Below are 22367 nucleotides of genomic sequence, written 5' to 3'. Positions count from 1 at the left end.
TACCTCCTTATATTTCGATGATACCCTTGAAATCCTTTAACGCTATGACGGCCTTTTCCTCCGCATCCAGTTTCAGGTAGCGGCGCAGTTGCGCCTCGCTGCTGTGTCCGGTGATGGCTTGGATGGAAGGCAGAGGGACGCCAGCCTTGTACGCGTTGGTGGCGAAACTTCTCCGGGCTGTATGGGAAAGGAGCATGTCGCAGAACCTCCTTCCACGTTTGGGGTTGAGCCGCTTCTCGTCAAAGCCGCAGTCATGTGTCCAGCCGAGCAACAGGCCGATGGTCTTCACCAGCTTGTTCATTTCATTGGGATGAACCGGGGGCAGCTTGCCGTCATACTTGGCAAGTATGGCTCTCACGCGCCTGTCAACGGGGATATAGACTTTCTTTTCCGTCTTCTGTTGGGTGATGAGTATGAACTCCGTGCCGCCGATTTCCGTTATCATGTCCTCGCATATCCTCGAATAGTCGGAAACACGCTGCCCGGTCAGGCAGCCCACGATGAAAATGTCCCTCACGTGCTCCAGTGTCCTGATGTGGGTGATGCGGCATTTGGAAATTTGCGCTTGCTTCTCATCTTCATCTATATCCAAAGCCTTCCACCTGCTGATGATAGCCTCCTTGGTGGAAAGGTCAAGGTCGAGCATTTCCTGTATCTGTTCCGGAGTGAGGTAGATGTTGTCCACCTCCTCCTTTTTCGGTACGAAGTCGGAATGACGGAAATCATCGCATTTGGTCAGCTTGTCCTCGTAGGCCGCCTTTGCCACCGTGCGGACATCGGTCATGTACGAGTTGATGGCGTTGGGCATCAAGCCCCGTTCCTTCCAGTAACCGACAAGGCTGTTGCGTGTCTCCATCGTCATGTCATCCAGTCCGAGTTTGCGGTGGGTTTCCTTTTGGTAGTTGAGAATCTGTTTTTGGATAATGCGCAGACTTTTTATATAGGCAGGTGATACTTTCACGGTACGGCCTTTCTTGGTGCGCCGTCCGGTTTCCATGTCTTCTATATAAGAGGTGAGAAAATCCTCAAACAGCATTTTGCCCTTGGGTTTGACCTCCACAATCTGCATCATACCGTTGAGCACGTCGTGTTTCACGCTCTCGATGATGTTCTTTGCCTCCTTGGGATTGAAGCCGTCAGCCTCAAATGCCGCCTTTATCCTCGCGAGGACTTGGGCGAACTGCCCGTACTTTATCCCGATGCTCGACATCAGGGCTGACGAGGTGTATTGCAGGCTGCGGTACTTTTCCCATTCAAGCTGTTTGATGGTGAAGCCCGTCACGACTTTCATGTTCGCCTTTCCGGTGCGCACACGGGCATAGATGGAACCGTAGTCCTCCTTTCCGGCCTTGGATGATTTGATGAAGATGAAATCCATACGCGATATATCTTGGTTACTGTGATGCAAAGGTACAAAATATATCCCGAAATATAGTATCAAATAGTACCAATATTTTCTAAAACCGTGAAATTTCGTGAGTATTCAAACCAAATGAAAACATATACAAATAGCTGATATACAAAGACAACCTATAAAATGGAATTTCACTGAATATATTTAGTGGATAGTGGACGACCATATATATTTATATCTTTCACCTTTCCTGATAAGAATGAACCTTTACGAACTTTCACGCGAAAAGCCGAAACCTTATAAATTTCTTTCAGGTCTATAATAACCCGGTGAGGATGGTTAGACTCCACAGCCGCATTCGTATGCCAGAAAGAAGAGATATCTCCATCAAACAGGTTTTCTGCTATTCCCAAGTTCTTATCAGCTTGTTCGCTGCTTACATAAACGACTTCCCATTTAGTTTTGTCAATCGGCTGTCCCTTATCATCTATCAGTTCCACTTCCGAAATGCAGGCCTGATTATCCTCTGTGTAGGAAGACAGAGTCTCTATACAGAAGTGGCGAAGAGTAGTCGCAACCGGTAAATCGAATGACTGCCACTCATTAGTCTCCTGCAAAGTAGTTTTTAATGCAAGATCACCGTCTTCCAGAATCGGAGTGCCTACCACTGCACGACGCTGGCCTTTCTGATAATTCTTATCAATACCCAAACTATCCAGAATGGGTTGATTCAATCCTTGCAAAACACGCTTACCCGTATCTTCCATTTCAAACACTACAATTTCATTTTCTCCCTCTTTCAGCCATGGAGCGGGCAGATAGAGTGTTTGTTGAGGGCCGATATTCCAGAAACGTCCCAGAGATTTGCCATTTACCCAGACAGCACCTTTGCCCCATTGACTCATATCCACAAAGCAATCACCTTTCTTCTCTACTGTAAACGTTCCTTTATGGAAAGCAGGAACGCCTTTGATGGTTTCGCCAAACTCCATTTCCGAAACTTTTTCTTTATACAGAGGCAATGGAGTAATAGACCATCCGGTCAACTTTTCATTTCCCCACAAAACTTGGCTGGTGATACCTTTCCGGTTAAACAGTATATCGGGGCCATAGTTGACACGTCCGGTATTTTCTACCAGAATCTCCAGTGTGGCAGGTGTCTTCGACACATTCAAGGTCATACTGTTCTGATTGTAACGACGATCCAGGCTGGCTACCTGCTTACCATCTATCAGGATCACAGCATAGTCACGCAAATCCTGTATGACAAGTTTCTGTTTTCCCGCTTTTTGAAGTGTGGTCTGATAATGAATATATCCGAAATCAACTCCCAAATCTTCCATCGACAGCACATTTTCGGACTGGGTAGTCTGATGAAATGCAGTTCTCAATGAAGCACTCTCCTTTAATTCGACTGTTGCAAAAGTGGTAGTCGGATTATCTTCTGGAACTTCCGGCAGTACTGTTCCCGCAGGCAGGTATTTCTGAATCACTTCCCTGAATGCATGATATTTGGGATAACAATTTCCCCATTCACCCAAGGGAGCGTCATAATCATAGCTTGTGGGCTGGGGCTGATAACCGCCTCCGGTATTGGCTCCATTGGTATACTCAAAGTTTGTACCACCATGAAACATATACATGCTGACAGAAACACCGTGGCTCAACATCCAGTCCAGCTGTTCGGCGGGACGTTCATAAGCAACAGAGGAATGTCGTCTGCCCCACTCATCAAACCAGGCCGGATAAAACTCCGCTACAAAATAGGGACCGCCCTTTTGATACTTATCTATCACTTTGAATATATCTTCACCAAACACTCCGTTCAATGTAGGCAGTGCGCCCTCAGTATGTCCGGCTTCCACCTGTCCACCACCGTCGCAGGTAAATAGCGGAACATTGAACCCTGCTTCTTTAATCATATCGCGGATAGCGGCAAGATACCCTTTATCCGCTGCATACGATCCATATTCATTCTCCACCTGCACCATAATAATATTACCTCCATTATTGATGGTCAAAGGAGACAGTTGTTTGCCAAGCTCTTTGATATATCGTTCACAATAGGACAGAAAACGCGGATCTTTACTGCGATAAGTCATATCCTTTTCTTTCAGCAGCCACGACGGGTAACCTCCGAAATCCCATTCTGCACATACATACGGACCGGGACGAAGAATCACATACAGTCCCTCTTCCTGTGCCGTACGGATAAATTCCGCAATATCAGCCTGTCCACTGAAGTCAAACTCTCCCGGCTGACGTTCATGGAAGTTCCAGAAGACGTAGGCAGACACCGTATTCAGACCCATCGCACGCGCTCTCTTCAGGCGGTCGCGCCAATACTCGTGCGGAATGCGGGGATAGTGCATTTCTCCACAAATCAACTGAATATCCTTTCCCTCGATAGTAAAAGTACCATTTCCTATTCTAACCTGTTCCTTGGGGGAGGAACAGGATGAAATTAGAAATGATACTATGATGTTAAGTATAACAAGTACGGTTTTATGATTTTTGTTCATCTTCATTCAAATAAGATGTGAGTTTCAAATACTCCGACCGCAACATGAGATCTGTTCTATACGGTCGGAAGTATTCATCAATTTATTTTTAGAATGTAACTGTTCCGAACAGGTTCACGGCATATTTGTCTGCATCATCATACCAATGAGTCACATTCTCTGTTTTAGCAAACTTAATGGCATATACCGAATTGTATTTCCAATCGGCTACTTTTTCGGGCATCCAGATTCCCACTTTATAGGTTCCGCTCACACCGGCTGCCACACTTCCTTTGATAGTGTATTTCGCAGCCTGATTCGGTTCCTGTTCGGTAGCCGGAATCCAGGTTTTAGGATCCACATCCAGTTTGAATTCTTTCACTACCTGGCCGCTTTCGGAAACCAATACGAGATATACCTCTTTCGGATTAATCACCGTAGCAAAACCGGTATTTGTAATCGTCAGATCGTATTCCAAGTTTCCACCTTTTGCTTCTACTTTCGATTCACTTTGAAGATTCAGACGATAGCCCAAATGGTCGCGTACAAAATCATAGAATGAACGGACAACTTCATTGCCCTCCTCATCTTTGAAGTAACTCTCATCAAACAGAATGTGATTATCATTTAATAAAGCGGGATTTACCTTTACCCGTTTCCAACTCATGATATTCAAATCATAGTTTTGCGTCACATCAAATGCCGAGTAACGGTGTTCGCGCAAAATACGCAGTGATTTTATCGGACTAATCAACTCTGCCAATCCCCATTCTGTATCCTCATTATAAGGGATCTCACCACTCATATAGAAATTGTTCACTTTCACCTCTTCCGTTATCTGCTTGTAATCATCCGTATTAGGAACAAAGTCATTGCCCGGTGCAAGCGGATGTTCGCCGGCTGTAAAATAATCATTCGCATATCCGATGCGTCCACGAGATCCTTCCTGTTCCAGTGTCAACGCTTTCTTATGATTCGGATAACGCATTTCTACACAATAAGGTGCAGGCAAGGCTCTCAATAAAGCACTGACGATTGCATTCTTCGCACTCTGGTCATTCATCAACGGAGAAGTATGCCACTCTCCCCAAGCACCGATAAAACCAACCTGCATGGTAGCAATTTGTCCAATGTATTCATTCAACAGAGGAGTAAGTTGCTCGATGTGCCGGAGAATCCATTGTTTGGATTCGCCACCGGAAGTATTCAGCCCGGCGTGATTGTATGCAAAACGAAGAATGGCTTTATACCCCTGCGCTTTCATCAACTCGAATATCTTGCGGATATTCGACAGAGCTTCAGCATCCAGGTCTTTACTCACCCAGTTAGTTAAGTAGATATATTGCTGTACAAGAGTCAGGTTGTCGTCCTTTGCATCAAATTGCTCTACTTTCTTCGTATACAAATCATTGCCATAAACCTCATAATCATTATATGGACTTTTCATTTGGTCGGCAAGCAAATTACATTCCAAGTGGAATCCCCTATCGGGATTCCTAAGCGACTCGATCGGTACAATATTTCCTGTTACCTCCGGAGTTTCCGGTTCACTCGTTCCGTCTTCTTCTCCATATTGTCCCGCATATACATCTATTGTATCAGAACAAAAGCTACACATAATACCTAATAATAAGGTAGATAATATGGTCATAGTTTTCTTTATATTGATTAACATGATTGATATACTTTTAATTTTCACCCGATTAATTTTCATTGTAGATAAAACGTGCAGGAGCACCGGTTGTCCAAGGACTCCACAATGTTGCCCCTCCATCATGAAGAATACATTGATGAGACATATCATCAGTGACCAACAGATAACAGTACGGTCCGGTATGATTAGTGATTGCATCACCGCTCCATTGACCGGAAGCACACAAATTGAATTTCCAGTCGTTCAAATGCGCCTGTCCTTTTACTGATTCATAATATTCAGGATCTTTCAATACATTCCATTGACCTTCGGCAGTTCCGGCTTCTGCAAACAAATTCTTATATTCCTGTATGGTCGGCAAACGCCATCCCTTAGGTGCTATCTTATCACGAATATCGTAATGATAATGCACTCCATAGGCTTTCACTCTACCTTCTCCGAGCGATGCAGGTGTCTTTTTGAAATTATTCGCTTCAATATCTGTACCATCAGCATATTTAGTTGCGCGCAGGTTATCTGCCAACCAAACCAATGATGTTTTGTCACTATAAAATATACGAACAACACGATAAGTAATCTTTTCATCTCCACGAACATCGATGAAGCGCATCATTTCTGTCATATTCAGTACTCCGGAAGAACGTGACACCCATTGCCCATCATCAGTCTTCACATTCCAATACACAGAATTGGAAGTCCAACGTTTGATAGAAAGTTTATCGAGCAGTGCCTGAAGTTCTTCATGAGTCAATGATGATTTACCATTCACAACTCCCACACTATGTTCGGCAACCGTCTGTTTCATTTCAGGATCCAGTGAGAAACAAAGCGAGTACGAGGTAGATTCAGGCCATTCCTGGGTATCCCATTCAAACTGCACAGCAGTTTCCGGGGTATTTTCAGCCAAAGAAATCTTAGTCAAATCTTCCGGCTGCACTAATTTGCTAGTCATACGTTTCACCCGAATGGTGCGTGCTTCCGAAGCTGCTGCGGTTATATTACCAGTTTCTTTGACCGTCCAATACAATACCGCTTCCTGCCCCGCTTTAATTCCCAATTGAGAAAAACTCTGATCGGCAGTCAGTGCAGATATCGCAACAGAAGTCGATTTTCCTGCATCAATTATTACCGGTTCTTTGAATTTCCTGTCAGTACAAATAAGCAGCTTTGCTCCATTTTCCAGAGGTTTCTCCCAAGAGAAACTATATTTCTCAATCGATAAATCATTCAAATCAATGATCGCTCCATCTTGAGGCGCGCTCAAGTAAATATCCGACATCGGAATGATTACATTGTACTTGTCTTCCTTACATCCGGCAAGCAACAAGATTCCTAATAGACTATATAATAAATGTTTCATAATGCTATCTATTTTTTAGTAACCGGGATTTTGAATTATAATGCCTTGTCCTTCAGTAATCAGATGAGTAGGCAACGGGAATTTCTCATATTTATATTGTCCATCCACTTTCGTTTCTATTTTACCTGTCGGCTGTCCGGCAAATCTTGCTTTGGCAAGTGCTGCTTCAATAAATTTTCCGTGGCGGATCAAATCCTGACGACGCACTCCTTCAAAATAAAATTCATGTCCACGTTCTTCCAACAATTTATCCAGAAAATCTTCTACAGATGAAAAATCACTCAATTGATAAGCTTTTAGTCCACCATGAGTAACCCGCACCTGATTCAACAGGCCAATCGCCTCTTGAGTGATACTGTTTCCATTGCGAACGATAGCTTCCGAAAGTAAAGTCAATACATCCGCATAACGATAGATGGGCATATCTATTTCGCACTTCTCACCTACTACCCCCTCAATTTTATATTTCACCGGAATTGCACCGTAGAAGAGTATACCTGTCGTACCACCGTCACGGTCAAGCGCCCGGCTATGGTGTACGCCCTCCGTACCTGTATATTCACCAATAATTCTTTCACGTCTCTTGTCTTTAGGATCATAAGATTCGTATGCAGGCCAGGATATTTTAAATCCTCCCCAGGCAGTCACCGACATTCCGGCAGGAAGCGGATAGTCAGAAGTCAGTACGTGAGCGAACCATTTCTGTTCCATCACACCGGCCTCGGCCACACATGAGAATATGACTTCCGAATTCTTTTCACCAGATAAAGAGAACAGAGAGTTATAATCGTCTACCAATTTATAACCGTATTCCGGTTTTGTCAATTCACGTCCTATTTTCTCCGCCTCATCCCATTGCTTGGTCATCATGTAGAATTTCAGCAATAATGTATTGGCCAATCCTTTGGTGAAGTGTCCGTAATTTGTATCTTCATACTTATAGGGCAACACATTAGCTGCATCTTTCAAGTTGGAAACAATGTATTCACGCATAGCTTCTTCCGACAAACGTGGAATAACAATCTCCGCTTCCGGTTTTTGCAAAGTCTCCAGATCGGCGATAGGTATCGGACCATACATATCATACATCAGAAAAGCCAGGAAACCACGTCCGCATTTCAATTCCGCCATATAGCGAGCTTTCAAGGTTTCATCCATATTCACGTCCTTGATGCGATCCATTGTCAAAGTCATGGAAGCCAAATACTGGGAATAGTCATACACACGACGATAGTCACCGTCGATATGCCAGTCATTAGCTTCATACGAATTGTATACGGTAGTCCATCCCCAAGTGTTTTCCACATAATCGGTTACCATTTCCGAAGTCGTCACATAGCCTGCCGCTACTTCAAAAATTCCCCACGGAGAAAACACATAATAAGCACTCGAATTGACCAAAGCATTTACATCTTCAGCATTTTGGGGAAACATTCCCGGATTAATTTTATTATATACTTCCTGCTCCAGCGTACAAGACGAAATGAGGAACAAGAGAGTTGCTATTGCAGTATAAATTGTCTTTTTCATATTCATCACTTATTAGAAAGATATTGATACACCAAAATTATATGAGGTTACATTCGGATATGCATAGGTCCCGTTGTCCGTTTCCGGGTCCAGACCTGTCCAGTTAGTAATCACAAACGGATTGTTCACGTCTACATATACACGGAGATTCTTGGCAATCTTCTGGCTGACAGGCACTTTATATCCCAATGTAATGCTTCCACAACGAACATAATAGATAGATTTCACATAGTAATCCCCCCATCCGCTTCCACCTCTGACAAATGTCGGATCTGTGGCTGTCAGGTTATTGCTATTAAAAGCTTTCAGGGCATAAGTAGAAACATTGATACCATTGTCCATACGTGTCCAGCCCTCATAATAACTGGCTCCTCTCTTTCTGCCGGCTTCTCCATAGAAATAGATATTCAAGTCGAAGTTCTTATATCTGAACGAGTTGTTCAGACCGTAGATAATTTTGGGATCACCATTACCCATATATACTTTATCCTCATCTCCCAATACTCCGTTTCCATCGCGGTCTTTCAACTTCATCATACCCGGAACCAAGTCTTTTTGAGCGTCCGGGACTTTTTCTCCCGGTTGCAGGATGCCAAGCGCTTCATATTCCCACCATGCACGAATCGGATCATTTTCTTTTTCATAAGGTTTGGGTTTCCAGTTCGGGTCACGTGTCAGCCAACGGTCATTGTAATGTGACAAGGTTAATGTCGTATCCCATTCAAAATCTTTAGTAACGATATTCACCGTATTCACTGTGATTTCCACACCCTGACTTTGTGTTGATCCTATATTACCCGCTATTTTATTTATTTCATTATAAAAAGGCAATGGTTTATTTGTCACCAACAAGTCTGTAATCTTACGTTTGAAATATTCGGCTGTCAACTTAAATCGGTTGTTGAGTATACCTAGATCCACACCTACATTAAATTCCGTAGTCGTTTCCCAAGTCAGGCTCCTGTTGCCCAAATCCGAAGCATATACTCCTGTTGATTCTGCACCTCCGATAATGGCACTTCTTCCCACTTCATAATAGTCGTAAATGCGATAACCGACATTAGAGTTACCCGTCTGTCCATAAGAAGTTCTTAACTTCAACATAGACAACCAGTTTGAAGCCCCTTTCATGAAATTTTCTTCACTTATCATCCAACCGGCTGATACGGACGGGAAATAACCCCAACGATTTTCCGGGGCGAAATTGGAAGCAGCATCAGCACGAACTGTAGCTTCCAGTAAATATCTGCCTTTATACGAGTAATTGGCACGGGCAAACAAAGAAGCAATGCTGTTAATAGAAGCCCATGAACCTACAGATGGTTTCTTGTAATTTCCTGAACCCAAACTATTATATCCAAAGCCATCTACAAGAAAATCTTCATTTCCGGCACTCAATCCATCATTTTTAAATTTTTGGAACGAATAACCACCAATAGCTTTCACGTTATGATCGCCAAAGCTCTTGGAGTATTGAGCTGTCAGCTCCATCAGATAGGCAGTACTTGTTTCCTGCGAAATATCCGCTCTTCCGTTTTTGGTCTTTCCCTGCAAAGTTGTCTTAGGCAAATAGCTGGAACGTTTCTGGAAACTACGGTCGACACCTAACTGCAACTTCACTTCCAAGTCTTTCAACGGTTTCACGGATACGAATGCAGATCCTATGATCCGGTCTTTTACCGTATTATCCTTAATATCCAACAAAGACACCGGATTCGCAACGAAGGGACGTTTCGGATCAATGAAATAATTTCCTTCAGAGTCATAGATAGGAATTGTAGGATTGGATTGGATAGCACCGGTCAATACACCGGAATATTCATTGGCATTGTCTCCCAGAGGAACATTGTCATACTTATTCTGCGAGTAAGTAGCAGTCAGTCCGAAAGAAACATATTCACTCAATTCCTGATCCAGATTCAAACGGGCAGAAAAACGACTGACACCATTATTCTTGACAATTCCTTCCTGGTTCATATAGTTGACAGAAGCCAGATAACGGGTTTTCTCCGTACCACCATTCACAGAAAGATTGTGCTGTTGCGTATATCCATTGCGCATCACCGCATCCAACCAATCGGTACCGCTAGCAGTCAATATTTCATCATTATTGAAAGTGGGTTTATATTGAGTAGGCGGAGTGTCCTGCTTTTCAACATATCCTTCATAGATACCCATTCCGTTCAACTTTAACCACTCTTCATGCATCTGTTTATTATACATATCCATATACATACGAGTATCAAGCATCTTGTAGTTGGAACGAGCTACCTGCACCGACCCCATACCGGAATAAGTCACTCTGGGCTTTTGACTTTTACCACGTTTAGTGGTAATCAAAACAACTCCATGTCCGGCACGCGCACCATAAATAGCTGTGGAAGCAGCATCTTTCAACACAGAAATGGATTCAATATCATCCGGATTCAATGATTCCAGTACATTATCAATATTACCCGATTCATAGAAACCATTACCAGAACTTAAATTGGAAGTAGAAGACACCGGGAAGCCGTCGATTACAAATAAAGGTTCATTACCAGCACCGGTAGACGCTTCTCCACGAATACGAAACTTCGCCTCACCACCCGGTTGTGCAGAAACCTGGTTCACACGGAACCCCGCTGCTTTACCCGCCAACGCACGAGATACATTCGGTACGGTATTCATCTCCACATCTCCCATGTTTACCATAGAAACGGCACCGGTCAATGTCTTCTTGTTCTGTGTACCATAACCCACCACTACCACTTCATCGAGTTGTTTGGAATCTTCCTGCAAAATGATTTTCATATTTTTTCCGGGTTGCACGGCAACCGTTTGAGACTGATAGCCGATATAGGAGATATCGAGCTGTGCCTTCGATGAAGAGACGGAGATTTTGAAGTTCCCGTCAATATCTGTTATCGTACCGTTACCCTGTACTCCTTTTTCTAATACACTGGCTCCGATAATCGGCTCCCCCTGTGCATCTGATATAGTACCGGATACGGTTATTTTCTTTTCTTGTTCAGGAGACTGTGCCTCAATGGATAATATAATCTTCTTGTCTAGTACCGAATATTTTACATTAGTACCGGAAAAGATTTCTTTCAACACACTAAAAATGTTGCTTTTATCAGCAGAAACTGATACGCGACGATTCAAATCGACATGCTTATTATTGAAGAAGAAATCAAAATCAGACTGCTCTTCAATTTCTTTTAGAATGTCCTCCACCCGCTGATTACGTACATCAATACTGATTAAAGCCTTTTGAGCGTAACTATCGGCTGCATAGGTCAGCCCAATAGAACATACTAAGAACAAAACCAATAGTCTCATAGATAATGGGATTTTTTTTGAGGTTAGCCAAAGTGACTTTACCACCCATAAAAATTGGATGCTAAAATAATTTTGCATAATTTTGTAATGACTTAAAGTTAATAAAAAGTTTATCTAAGCTTGTCGCCAAACAAGCATCAAAAAGATTTACCGATTTCCATACGGGAAGATACGCCAATATCCTCCCGTATGTTTTTGTTTAAGGGGGTCTGTCTTTCATTGCATTTTTGTTTTAAGGTTAATCAATCAATATATTTCTATTTTACTCTTTTCATCTTTTATATCCGGCGAATCAAGATAACGCCAACGGATTTGAGAAGAAAGCTGGAAATATTCCAGAATACGCTCGAGGCGTTGATTTGTAAACGTACCTGTAAATGAGTCTCCTTTCAAACGGTCGTTTTTAATAATGAATTCCACATTATACCGCTTCTCCAACATTCGTAATCCCTCTTCGAGAGGAGTATTTCTAAATATAATCTTTCCCTCTTTCCAAGCTATTTCCGACTCACCGGAGGTGGCATAAAGCTGCACTTTACTGTCTCTTGTATCATAGACCAGCTTCTGTCCGGGATCCATCAGCACCTTTTTCGAACCATTGTCAGATGAATAAATAAAACCTATTTTTCCTTCAACCAATGTTGCTGCAATCCGGTCTTCTTTTTCATAAGCCTCTACATTAAAATGAGTTCCCAGTACTTCGATCTGTGATTGGTGGGAAGTAGAAACTATAAACTTCTTTTCCGGGTTCTTGGCTACTTCAAAATAAGCCTCTCCCTGCAATGTTACATTTCTCGTGTCGCTATCGAAGCGTGAGGGATAACTCAAGGTAGATTCGGAATTCAGGAAAACCAATGTGCCATCGGGCAATGTCAGAGAAGTCATCATTCCGGGATTTGTTTTCACTTCCATCATTTGTGCCAATTCCTGTTCGCTTCCTCCCCAATGTTGTACCATCAGAGTAACGAGAAGTGGAATGAACAGCACTGCTGCCGCACGTTGCGCCCATTCCCACCATGTCGTTTTCCTTTGTCTGTTACCTGTCATTCTACTTTTCACCTTTGTCAATGCTTTCTCTGTGTCAACTTTCGTCATGATGTGAACGGTATCTGTAGCAAGATAAAGAGCATGTATCTGTTTGGCCATCCGCCGGTTTTCTTCCGACTCATCCATCCACATCTCAACCTGCAGACGCTCTTCTTCCGTTGCCAGTCCCTCACAATAACGGGGAAGCAATTCTTCTATTGTATTTTTATCAGTCTTATCCATATTCGTATTTTATTGCCTTTTACTATAAGACAAGAGAGACTTGTGGAATTCCTAAACCAAATCTCATTTTTTTTCAGAAAATCTTTGTTTTCTTATAAAAAAGCTATATTTGCAGTGAAATATCAAACTAATACATGAAAGAAGTTCACCTGTCAGAAAGCAATTTCCTATTATCTGCTATACAGCGAGGCGACCAAAAAGCATTTGATGCACTGTTTCGGAGGTATTATCCGGCACTGTGTGCTTATGGTCATCGTTTTGTAGATCTGGAAGATGCGGAAGAAATTGTGCAGGACTCTCTTTTATGGATTTGGGAAAACAGAGAAAATCTGATTATCGAAACTTCACTTAGTTCATACCTCTTTAAAATGATATACCGCAAAGCTCTGAACAAGCTTGCACATATTGATGCCACCCAACGTGCCGACACTCGATTTTATGAAGAGATGCAGGAGATGCTGCAAGATACGGATCTTTATCAAGTTGAAGAGTTGACACAACGCATCAAGGATGCCATCGCCACATTGCCGGAAAGTTATCGGGAAGCTTTTGTGATGCATAGGTTCCGGGATATGAGTTATAAAGAAATAGCGGAAATTCTGGGAATATCTCCCAAAACAGTAGATTACCGTATTCAACAAGCATTAAAGCAACTACGCGTAGATTTAAAGGATTATCTGCCATTATTACTACCGATTCTATTTCCTTAAAAACAACCATCTATTTTCTTATCTATTACTATCTGTCTATTAAAGTACTAATAGATAACTTCCGTTGTATTAGAGGTAAACTTGCATTCCCCTACTGCCAAACTTCTTTTTGGCTACGAGAAAACTATAATTGCAAGCTTCATTTATACAACTGCAAGTTCCGGTTATATAAATGCAACTTGCAATTATACAATCAGAACTTGCGTTTATAGTTTCTTCTTGGTCAAAGACAACTTATCCAATAAGGGAAAGGAAGTTTGCAATAAGAGTATAGCAACTTATCTACTGATAGATTGGAAAGAAGTAAAGCATTAATTCTGCCGATAAGGTAAGGTAAACCAGAAAGTAGATCCTTTGTTCTCTTTCGACTCCACTCCTATTTTCCCTCCCAAGCGGTCTACAATCGTATGGCAGATAGAAAGTCCCAGTCCGGTACCTTGCACAAAGGAATTGTACTTCACAAACCGTTCGAAGACATGAATACACTGTTCAGAAGACATTCCACAGCCTGTATCCGACACATAAAAATAAATCGTTTCAGGATCAAGCAAACGATATCCCATACGGATAGTACCCACCTCTGTAAATTTGATGGCGTTAACTGCAAAATTGGCAAGCAGCTGAATCAAACGGTTCTTATCCGTATACAATGTACATTGGGACAGTCTCTCCGCAAATGTGAAAGTCACATTATTGTGCCGAAGACGTAGCTGCATACTTTGCTCGATTTCTTCAAGCGTCTGGTTCACATCAATCAAGGCAGGATAGAAATCGAATGTACCGGCTTCAATCTTCGACAAATCCAGAATATCATTAATCAACTGGAGCAACAAATCCGTATTTGTTCCAATGAGTTCTACATATTCGGACATTTCTTCACGGTTTTCTACATGAGGAAGCATATTGGAGAATCCTACAATGGCATTCAAGGGGGTACGTATCTCATGACTCATATTAGCCAGGAATGCGGATTTCAATTGATTGGCCTGTTCCGCTTTTTCCATTGCTTCATGCAGGCGACTATATGCTTTCCGAAGAATGCTGATATAATATATGATAGCAACAATCAAAATCAACAAAAAGAATGAACAGGAAAGTATTTGAATGTAATACTGTTGAAAAAAAGTCTTGGGCTCATTGACATAAACCGCATCGTCTGGATAGCGGGAAGAAGGTATATTGTAGGATTTCAACACTTGATAGCAGAGATTGGCACTTCCTTCTCCTCCCGCCCCACCGGGAATATCACGTGCCTGTTCTCCATCCAAGACACGACCAAGTATTTCCAGCAAAGATTTACAGAACGATTCCGTCGAAACGTAATATCCTCCTGCAAAAGTATTATTCGACAAGTCTTCGGGAGAAAGTAAAAACAATGGAGATGGAGTAAAATTGACAATCACTTCCTGAATATGATCAAAAAGATAGTTATTATCATTTTTGTTATGCGACTCAAACCAAGAATAATAAATGATTCCCGTATTCGGTTTATAACAACGTAAAGTATCCAACAACATTTCTGTAGATAATTGAGTGGTGGAAAGTAAATCCAGATTCAAGTCCGGGAAGTTCTCTTCTACAGCTTCCTTTACATCTCCGCGAGTTTCTTCACTGATATACCTATCGTCGGAGATAAACGCCAGACGTTCCATATCAGGTATCAGTTTATAAATTAAATCGATTGTCTCCTTTACATAATAATATTGCTTCAAGATAGTTATATTATATCCCCGCCTCCATTCATCGCCGGAAACTGTATTGGCTTCCGTCAACGGGGCATGAGATAATAAGACCTCAAGAGAAGCAGGTAAATGGTCGCGGGCATTTGTCACGATTACCGGAACTTCTTTCCATACATCATCAAATAATTCGCGGCAAACAATCCATCCCGGATCTCCAATCATCACGATAGCAGTGGGAGGTTCCGGATACTTCTGACGCAAATGGGTGACTACGGCATTCGCCTCCATCTCATTCACCAGAGCAGGTACGGAAAGCGATTCCGCCTTCACAGAAATTCCTTGTTTCTGAAGAGCATCATGAAGACACCAATAAAAGTTTTTAGCCCAAGGCAGATTGAAATTAATCGAGTTTAAAACCAGTACTTCTTTATTTGTATTTTCGGTTCGGGCTGACGCAGGTGATAAGAATCCTTCAATAAAAAGGAATAATCCAAGGAGGAATGGAATGATCCGTAACGATTGTTTCATTTGTGGTATTCTATAAATAGCGGAAGCAAAGATAGTATTAATTTCTTTAGTGCAAAAAAAAGGCATCCCAAAACGAATTGAGATGCCCTTTATTATATAAAATTAAGTATCAAAGGATTATGATTTCTTCAAAGCCGCAATACTTTCTTTCAAAGAATTAATGATGCTTTCTGCATCGGCTTGCTTCTTACGTTCCAGTTCAAGAACGGCAGCCGGAGCATTATTGACGAATTTCTCGTTGCTAAGTTTCTTCATCACTCCCTGCAAGAATCCTTCTTTATGCTTCAATTCGGCTTCCATACGGGCGATTTCGGCTTCCACGTCAATCATATTACCCAATGGCACGGCAAATTCGGTCGTTCCTATCATGAAAGAAGAAGCACCTTCTGATTTGCTTTCTACCACTGTTACGGAAGACAGGTTACACATCTTGATAATCACCGGATTCAATTTCTCTACCGGATGAGTGCCTACAACCTGCAATTCGAGTTCTTCTTTCAGAGCAATGTTTTTCTGCAAACGGATGCTACGGACATTACTGATGATTTCCTTAGCTACTTCAAACTCTGCCAGGAATTGTTCATTTGCTCCGACCGGTTCAAACAGTTGAGTAACCATCAAACTTTCACCCGGTTCACGCTCACGCAGTTGTTGCCACAATTCTTCTGTGATAAATGGCATAAAAGGATGCAGCAATTCAAGCAGACGCTCGAAAGAGCTAAGAACCATACTATAAATAAAGCCATTAACAGGCTGTCCATAAGCAGGTTTCACGATTTCCAACAGCCAAGAAGAGAATTCATCCCAGAACAGTTTGTAAACCAGCATCAACGCTTCGCTCAAACGATATTTGGAGAAGAGATCGGCCACTTCAACAGCTGCCGCATCCAGTCTTTGGTCAAACCACTGAACTGCCAGATGTGCATCGGTAGGGATCTCAATAGTACCTTTGGCATTTGTCCAGCCCTTAATCAGACGGAAAGCATTCCATATCTTGTTGCAGAAGTTACGTCCCTGTTCGCAAAGTGCGTCATCGAAAAGAATATCGTTTCCGGCAGGAGCAGAAAGCATCATACCCATACGTACTCCATCGGCTCCGTATTTCTCGATCAACTCCAACGGGTCGGGAGAATTACCGAGTGACTTGGACATTTTACGTCCCAGTTTATCACGAACGATCCCTGTGAAGTAAACGTTCTTAAACGGCATCTGTCCTTCGTACTCGTAGCCTGCCATAATCATACGGGCTACCCAGAAGAAGATAATATCCGGTCCTGTCACAAGGTCACTGGTCGGATAGTAATAGTTGATTTCTTCGTTACCCGGATTGTTGATTCCGTCGAACAAAGAGATAGGCCACAACCAGGAAGAGAACCAGGTATCCAGACAATCTTCGTCCTGACGGAGATCTTCGATTGTCAAGGCGGCATTGCCGGTTTTCTCTTTCGCTTTTGCCAATGCTTCTTCTGCTGTAGCAGCTACCACATAACCGCCCTCCGGGAGGAAGTAAGCAGGAATGCGATGTCCCCACCACAACTGACGACTGATACACCAGTCTTTGATGTTCTCCATCCAGTGACGGTAGGTATTCTTGTATTTTGCAGGATAGAACTTCAGTTCATCGTTCATTACCGGAGGCAATGCCATGTCTGCAAAATGCTGCATCTTGAGGAACCATTGCATAGATAGTTTCGGTTCGATCACTACGTTGGTACGTTCCGAGTAACCTACCTTATTTGTATAGGCTTCTGTCTTATCCAGCAGTCCGGCAGCTTCGAGGTCTTTCTCTATCTGTATACGAACATCGAAACGATCCATGCCGATATACATACCGGCAGCTTCGCTCAATGTACCGTTATCGTTGAAGATATCAATGCTAGGCAGGTTGTACTTTTCACCCAGCATATAGTCGTTTACGTCATGAGCAGGAGTCACTTTCAGGCAACCTGTACCAAATTCGATGTCTACATAATCATCTTCAATCACAGGGATGGCGCGGTTTACCAGCGGAACGATCACTTTCTTACCTTTCAGCCATTCGTTTTTCGGGTCGTTCGGGTTGATACACATCGCTGTGTCACCCATGATTGTTTCAGGGCGGGTAGTTGCCACTACGGCATAGCGTCCTTCCGGATCACCTTCTACTTTATAGCGGAGGTAATATAGTTTTCCGTGCTCTTCTTTGTAGATCACTTCCTCGTCAGAAAGAGCGGTCAATGCCTTCGGGTCCCAGTTTACCATACGGACACCACGGTAGATCAATCCTTTATTGAACAGGTCTACGAAAACTTTCAGTACACTTTCACTGCGTTTCTCGTCCATAGTGAAAGCAGTACGATCCCAGTCGCAGGATGCACCGAGTTTACGAAGTTGTTTCAGGATGATACCTCCGTGTTCGTCTGTCCAATCCCAAGCATGTTTCAGGAATTCGTCACGAGTCAGGTCGGTTTTCTTGATGCCTTGAGCAGCAAGTTTGTTTACTACTTTAGCTTCAGTAGCAATAGAAGCATGGTCAGTTCCCGGTACCCAGCAGGCATTCTTGCCTTCCATACGGGCACGACGAACTAAAATATCCTGAATGGTATTATTAAGCATGTGTCCCATGTGCAACACACCGGTGACGTTCGGGGGCGGAATGACGATGGTGTAAGGTTCACGGCCATCGGGTTTCGAACTGAATAAATGATGGTCCAGCCAATACTGGTACCATTTTCCCTCCACGTCAGCGGGATTGTACTTACTTGCTAATTCCATATTGTTTTATGTATATATGATAATGTATATTCTAAAAATAACGGGTGCAAAATTAATAATTTAAATTCAAATCTTACCACCCTCGGGGTGTTTCTGTGCACGGAAAGAGAATTTATACCCCTCATAAAGAGCGAATCCGTAGAATAAAGCAGTCATTGACATCACATTTTCCAGCATAATAGAGAATATTTCTCCATAGTCCACACTTACCAGAACGTCGAAATAGGACATATCATAATCCTGGGAAATATACCCGATAATGGAAAAGAAATCACCCAGGACACAACTAATCAGGGATAATGCCGCACCGATAATTCCGAAAATGGGACGTATTCCTTTCCCTTTCCGCATGGCAAAGCCAACCATAAATCCGATAGCAATGGGCATAAATCCAATCTGACGACCCGTAGAAACAGATATCAGTCCCCATGCCACCGCACCCACAATACAGGCAGCGACTGCGTACAGTACTCCTTTGGAGAGATTCTCTTCGGCAAGCATTTCTTCTTCTGTCATAGATACCGGGAAGTCTTCCGGCTTGGGAGGGGCTAATCTTTCCAGCTCTTCATCTTTCTCAAAACTTTCACATTCTTCTTCAAAAGCAGGAAGTTCTCTGGTGCGCTTACAAACAAGACCTTTACCATTCACGAAATCACGTGATACGCAATTCCGGCAATACTTTTCAATTTCTTCTGATGTAGCCATCTTTTATCCGGTTTATGTTGAATGACTTTCCCTATTATACAAGTTATAAAGCCATTGTTAACAGATTTTTTGCAAATATAGAGGTATTTTTTCGCGCGACGTCTATTTAATGCATATTTTTGTTGACTGATATTAAACAAATGATGAAAAAGAAGCCAAATGTAAGATATTTAGCCTTAGGAGCAATCTTAATCCTAGTGTGGCTAACACAATGGATTCCTGCTCTGGCAACAATCTATTCGCAAACAATCTATCCTTTTATCTCTTACGTTTTGTCGTTTTTTTCCAATTTATTTCCTTTTGCGATAGGAGACTTATTTATCTTCCTTAGTATCGCGGGTGTGATTATTTATCCTATTTATGCCCGTCTCCGCAAAAAGTTGCCTTGGAAGAAAATTTTATTGCGTGACGGCGAATATCTGTTGTGGATTTATGTATGGTTCTATCTGGCTTGGGGACTGAATTATTCTCAAAAGAACTTTTACCAACGAACCGAAATCCCGTATACAGCCTACACTCCCGAAAATTTTCAGGAGTTCGTTGACGACTATATCACCCAATTAAATCGTTCGTACACCCCTGTAAATAGTATCAACCAGGATTTGATACGGGAAGAAACCGTACGAATCTATAATCAGTTAAGTGATAGCTTGGGCGTGCACCGACCTCCACACGATCATCCGAGAGTAAAGACCATGTTGTTTACTCCGTTCATTTCCATGGTAGGAGTAACCGGTAGCATGGGGCCTTTCTTCTGCGAATTCACCCTTAACGGAGATTTGCTTCCCGCCAACTATCCCGCCACTTATGCTCATGAACTAGCCCACTTGTTAGGTATCACCAGCGAAGCGGAAGCCAATTTCTATGCCTATCAGGTTTGTACCCGTTCACAGGCAATGGGTATCCGTTTCTCCGGATATTTCTCTGTACTGGGGCATGTACTGGGGAATGCAAAAAGATTACTTTCAGAAGAAGAATATGCAAAACTCTTTCAACGCATCCGACCGGAAATTATTGAATTAGCCAAGAATAATCAAGCCTATTGGGCTGCCAAGTATAGCCCGGTAGTGGGAGCCGTACAGGATTGGATATACGATCTTTACCTGAAAGGAAACAAGATAGAAAGTGGCCGCCAGAACTACTCGGAAGTAGTAGGGTTATTGATTTCTTACCAGGAATGGAAAAAAATGAATTAAATAGATAGATTTATGTCACATACCAGACAAGAACAGATGGAAGCCTTTGGACGCTTCCTGGACATTCTCGACGAACTGCGTGTTAAATGTCCCTGGGACCGTAAACAGACGAATGAAAGTCTGCGTCCCAACACCATAGAAGAGACTTACGAACTTTGCGATGCCCTGATGAGGGATGACAAGAAAGAAATCTGCAAAGAGTTGGGAGACGTATTATTGCACGTCGCTTTCTATGCTAAGATAGGCTCGGAAACAGGAGATTTTGACATCAAAGATGTTTGCGACAAGCTGTGCGATAAGCTGATTTTCCGCCATCCGCATGTCTTCGGAGAGGTGAAAGCAGATACAGCCGGACAAGTTTCCGAGAACTGGGAACAGTTGAAACTTAAAGAGAAAGATGGAAATAAGAGTGTATTAAGCGGTGTGCCCGCTGCCCTGCCCTCGCTTATCAAGGCTTACCGTATTCAGGACAAAGCCCGCAATGTAGGTTTCGACTGGGAAGAACGGGAACAGGTTTGGGATAAAGTGAAAGAAGAAATAGGTGAGTTTCAGGAGGAAGTGGCCAACATGGATAAAGAGAAAGCGGAAGCTGAATTCGGCGACGTGATGTTCAGCCTCATCAATGCGGCACGCCTTTATAAAATCAATCCCGATAATGCACTGGAACTTACCAACCAAAAGTTTATCCGCCGCTTCAACTATCTGGAAGAGCACACCATCAAGGAAGGAAAAAGTCTGAAAGATATGTCTCTCGAAGAGATGGATGCCATTTGGAATGAAGCAAAGAAAAAAGGACTGTAACTTCCTTACCGGCATAAAAAAACAGAGGCTCTATTCCCACCGGACAGAGCCTCCATTTTACTCAAACAGAGCGTCTGTTCATACGAATCAGACGCTCTGTTTTTCTTTATTTCTTCTTTGAATCGTCTCCCTTGTCTTTGCTACGATTCATACCTTTTATCATTTCGCGGTGAAAACGCATCTCTGCACGTTGCACGAGAAAAATCTTCTTGCTTGAAAGAATCTTTTTAAACTTACCCAAATAAGTTTTATCAAGCTGGTCGGCAGCAATACGGTTGTTGGCTACCTTCTCATTGATTTCTGCATATTGAGCTTCCGTCGTTTTATCATCCTTGCCTTTGCGCATCAAATCCCATGACTCATCATTCAGTTTCTTCTTTTTATCCTGGAGTTCAAAATAAACGGGAAAGAACTTGGCTGCTTCTTCTTTATTCAATCCAGCCTGTTCGATAATGAAAGCTTTTTGTTTTGCCCTGAACTCCTCCCGTGATAAATGCTGATCACATCCATCAGCAGCCCAAAGAACAGGCATAAAGCCACATAACAAAACGACCAATGCGATAAGTTTTCTCATTTTCTGTATTCAATCAGTTTTTATAAATCATTCTACACTTGCGTCACTCAAATAAACATATAACGAATAATCATCCAGCATGGCACGATCCACTGCTACATCAATCATTTCGTCAGATACGACTACTTCAGTATCCACTTCTGTCACCGCTACATCATCTGCTGTAGCAGGTTTATGGTCTGTTGACGCCACCCGGATAATCAAGGCCGCCCCTACAAACATAGCTGCCATATAGAGCAATGGTTTCAGTCTTGTCCATGTGCTGACAGGCTCTTCCTTAAAAGCAACTTTCTCTTTTTCAGGAAGTTTATTCATTACCTCCGAAGTCAGGTTCTCAAAGTAACCATCGGGCACTTTGAAGGAATTTTCCTTTCCAAGCTTCTTCAATAAAATATCTTCTTCTTTCATACGTTTTTCTCCTCTCT

At 42.5% G+C, this 22367-nt stretch carries 15 protein-coding genes; 3 read left to right on the top strand and 12 right to left on the bottom strand.

The window, feature by feature from the left end:
• Window positions 1-7 precede the first annotated feature (7 nt).
• From HMPREF9010_RS04045 to HMPREF9010_RS04075, 7 genes are all read right to left on the bottom strand, one after another.
• Window positions 8-1378: a site-specific integrase gene (locus tag HMPREF9010_RS04045; RefSeq protein ID WP_008650979.1), complete on the bottom strand. Its 1371-nt coding sequence runs from the start codon at window positions 1376-1378 to the stop codon at window positions 8-10.
• 167 nt (window positions 1379-1545) lie between these two features.
• On the bottom strand, window positions 1546-3876 hold the full coding sequence (locus HMPREF9010_RS04050; RefSeq protein ID WP_032852947.1) for a beta-galactosidase: 2331 nt from the start codon (window positions 3874-3876) through the stop codon (window positions 1546-1548).
• 88 nt (window positions 3877-3964) lie between these two features.
• Window positions 3965-5530, bottom strand: a complete 1566-nt coding sequence (locus HMPREF9010_RS04055; protein WP_004325013.1) for a DUF4874 domain-containing protein — start codon at window positions 5528-5530, stop codon at window positions 3965-3967.
• A 28-nt stretch (window positions 5531-5558) separates the two neighbouring features.
• Complete coding sequence (locus HMPREF9010_RS04060) at window positions 5559-6869, bottom strand: SusE domain-containing protein (RefSeq protein ID WP_008650977.1); 1311 nt, start codon at window positions 6867-6869, stop codon at window positions 5559-5561.
• A 15-nt stretch (window positions 6870-6884) separates the two neighbouring features.
• Window positions 6885-8399, bottom strand: coding sequence for a RagB/SusD family nutrient uptake outer membrane protein (locus HMPREF9010_RS04065; protein ID WP_032852946.1), 1515 nt, complete (start codon window positions 8397-8399; stop codon window positions 6885-6887).
• 12 nt (window positions 8400-8411) lie between these two features.
• Window positions 8412-11801 carry a TonB-dependent receptor gene (locus HMPREF9010_RS04070; protein ID WP_008650966.1) on the bottom strand — a complete coding sequence of 1130 codons (3390 nt, stop codon included), beginning with the start codon at window positions 11799-11801 and terminating at the stop codon, window positions 8412-8414.
• Between the two features lie 168 nt (window positions 11802-11969).
• On the bottom strand, window positions 11970-12992 hold the full coding sequence (locus HMPREF9010_RS04075) for a FecR family protein (protein ID WP_004304641.1): 1023 nt from the start codon (window positions 12990-12992) through the stop codon (window positions 11970-11972).
• Between the two features lie 134 nt (window positions 12993-13126).
• Here HMPREF9010_RS04075 and HMPREF9010_RS04080 point away from each other — a divergent pair, with 134 nt between their 5' ends.
• Complete coding sequence (locus HMPREF9010_RS04080) at window positions 13127-13702, top strand: RNA polymerase sigma-70 factor (RefSeq protein WP_004304640.1); 576 nt, start codon at window positions 13127-13129, stop codon at window positions 13700-13702.
• Window positions 13703-14013: 311 nt separating this feature from the next.
• Here HMPREF9010_RS04080 and HMPREF9010_RS04085 read toward each other — a convergent pair whose 3' ends face one another.
• The 3 genes from HMPREF9010_RS04085 to HMPREF9010_RS04095 all read right to left on the bottom strand — a co-directional run bounded on the left by HMPREF9010_RS04085 (window position 14014) and on the right by HMPREF9010_RS04095 (window position 19371).
• Entirely contained in the window at window positions 14014-15912 is a 1899-nt protein-coding gene (locus HMPREF9010_RS04085) for a sensor histidine kinase (protein WP_008775513.1), read from the bottom strand.
• Window positions 15913-16029: 117 nt separating this feature from the next.
• Window positions 16030-18666: a valine--tRNA ligase gene (locus HMPREF9010_RS04090; protein WP_008650965.1), complete on the bottom strand. Its 2637-nt coding sequence runs from the start codon at window positions 18664-18666 to the stop codon at window positions 16030-16032.
• Between the two features lie 66 nt (window positions 18667-18732).
• Window positions 18733-19371, bottom strand: coding sequence for a hypothetical protein (locus HMPREF9010_RS04095; RefSeq protein WP_004309825.1), 639 nt, complete (start codon window positions 19369-19371; stop codon window positions 18733-18735).
• 140 nt (window positions 19372-19511) lie between these two features.
• Here HMPREF9010_RS04095 and HMPREF9010_RS04100 point away from each other — a divergent pair, with 140 nt between their 5' ends.
• Both HMPREF9010_RS04100 and mazG read left to right on the top strand, forming a co-directional pair.
• On the top strand, window positions 19512-20567 hold the full coding sequence (locus tag HMPREF9010_RS04100; RefSeq protein ID WP_004325009.1) for a DUF3810 domain-containing protein: 1056 nt from the start codon (window positions 19512-19514) through the stop codon (window positions 20565-20567).
• A 12-nt stretch (window positions 20568-20579) separates the two neighbouring features.
• Window positions 20580-21368, top strand: coding sequence for a nucleoside triphosphate pyrophosphohydrolase (mazG, locus tag HMPREF9010_RS04105; protein ID WP_004304635.1), 789 nt, complete (start codon window positions 20580-20582; stop codon window positions 21366-21368).
• Window positions 21369-21474: 106 nt separating this feature from the next.
• Here the strand turns inward: mazG and HMPREF9010_RS04110 are convergent, their stop codons facing one another.
• Both HMPREF9010_RS04110 and HMPREF9010_RS04115 read right to left on the bottom strand, forming a co-directional pair.
• Window positions 21475-21942 (bottom strand): hypothetical protein, encoded by a 468-nt coding sequence (locus HMPREF9010_RS04110; RefSeq protein WP_004301847.1) that lies wholly within the window; start codon window positions 21940-21942, stop codon window positions 21475-21477.
• Window positions 21943-21969: 27 nt separating this feature from the next.
• Window positions 21970-22350 (bottom strand): hypothetical protein, encoded by a 381-nt coding sequence (locus HMPREF9010_RS04115; RefSeq protein WP_032852890.1) that lies wholly within the window; start codon window positions 22348-22350, stop codon window positions 21970-21972.
• Window positions 22351-22367: the final 17 nt, after the last annotated feature.

It is taken from the genome of Bacteroides sp. 3_1_23 (assembly GCF_000162555.1).
Taxonomy (GTDB): Bacteria; Bacteroidota; Bacteroidia; order Bacteroidales; family Bacteroidaceae; genus Bacteroides; species Bacteroides ovatus.
The sequence above is the reverse complement of the archived record's forward strand: the minus strand, read 5'-3'. Positions and strand labels throughout refer to the sequence as shown.

Bases quoted from the DNA above. Each gene is read 5' to 3' on its own strand.
- HMPREF9010_RS04045 (WP_008650979.1), bottom strand. From the start codon at position 1,378: ATGGATTTCATCTTCATCAAATCATCCAAGGCCGGAAAGGAGGACTAC.
- HMPREF9010_RS04050 (WP_032852947.1), bottom strand. From the start codon at position 3,876: ATGAACAAAAATCATAAAACCGTACTTGTTATACTTAACATCATAGTA.
- HMPREF9010_RS04055 (WP_004325013.1), bottom strand. From the start codon at position 5,530: ATGTTAATCAATATAAAGAAAACTATGACCATATTATCTACCTTATTA.
- HMPREF9010_RS04060 (WP_008650977.1), bottom strand. From the start codon at position 6,869: ATGAAACATTTATTATATAGTCTATTAGGAATCTTGTTGCTTGCCGGA.
- HMPREF9010_RS04065 (WP_032852946.1), bottom strand. From the start codon at position 8,399: ATGAAAAAGACAATTTATACTGCAATAGCAACTCTCTTGTTCCTCATT.
- HMPREF9010_RS04070 (WP_008650966.1), bottom strand. From the start codon at position 11,801: ATGCAAAATTATTTTAGCATCCAATTTTTATGGGTGGTAAAGTCACTT.
- HMPREF9010_RS04075 (WP_004304641.1), bottom strand. From the start codon at position 12,992: ATGGATAAGACTGATAAAAATACAATAGAAGAATTGCTTCCCCGTTAT.
- HMPREF9010_RS04080 (WP_004304640.1), top strand. From the start codon at position 13,127: ATGAAAGAAGTTCACCTGTCAGAAAGCAATTTCCTATTATCTGCTATA.
- HMPREF9010_RS04085 (WP_008775513.1), bottom strand. From the start codon at position 15,912: ATGAAACAATCGTTACGGATCATTCCATTCCTCCTTGGATTATTCCTT.
- HMPREF9010_RS04090 (WP_008650965.1), bottom strand. From the start codon at position 18,666: ATGGAATTAGCAAGTAAGTACAATCCCGCTGACGTGGAGGGAAAATGG.
- HMPREF9010_RS04095 (WP_004309825.1), bottom strand. From the start codon at position 19,371: ATGGCTACATCAGAAGAAATTGAAAAGTATTGCCGGAATTGCGTATCA.
- HMPREF9010_RS04100 (WP_004325009.1), top strand. From the start codon at position 19,512: ATGATGAAAAAGAAGCCAAATGTAAGATATTTAGCCTTAGGAGCAATC.
- mazG (WP_004304635.1), top strand. From the start codon at position 20,580: ATGTCACATACCAGACAAGAACAGATGGAAGCCTTTGGACGCTTCCTG.
- HMPREF9010_RS04110 (WP_004301847.1), bottom strand. From the start codon at position 21,942: ATGAGAAAACTTATCGCATTGGTCGTTTTGTTATGTGGCTTTATGCCT.
- HMPREF9010_RS04115 (WP_032852890.1), bottom strand. From the start codon at position 22,350: ATGAAAGAAGAAGATATTTTATTGAAGAAGCTTGGAAAGGAAAATTCC.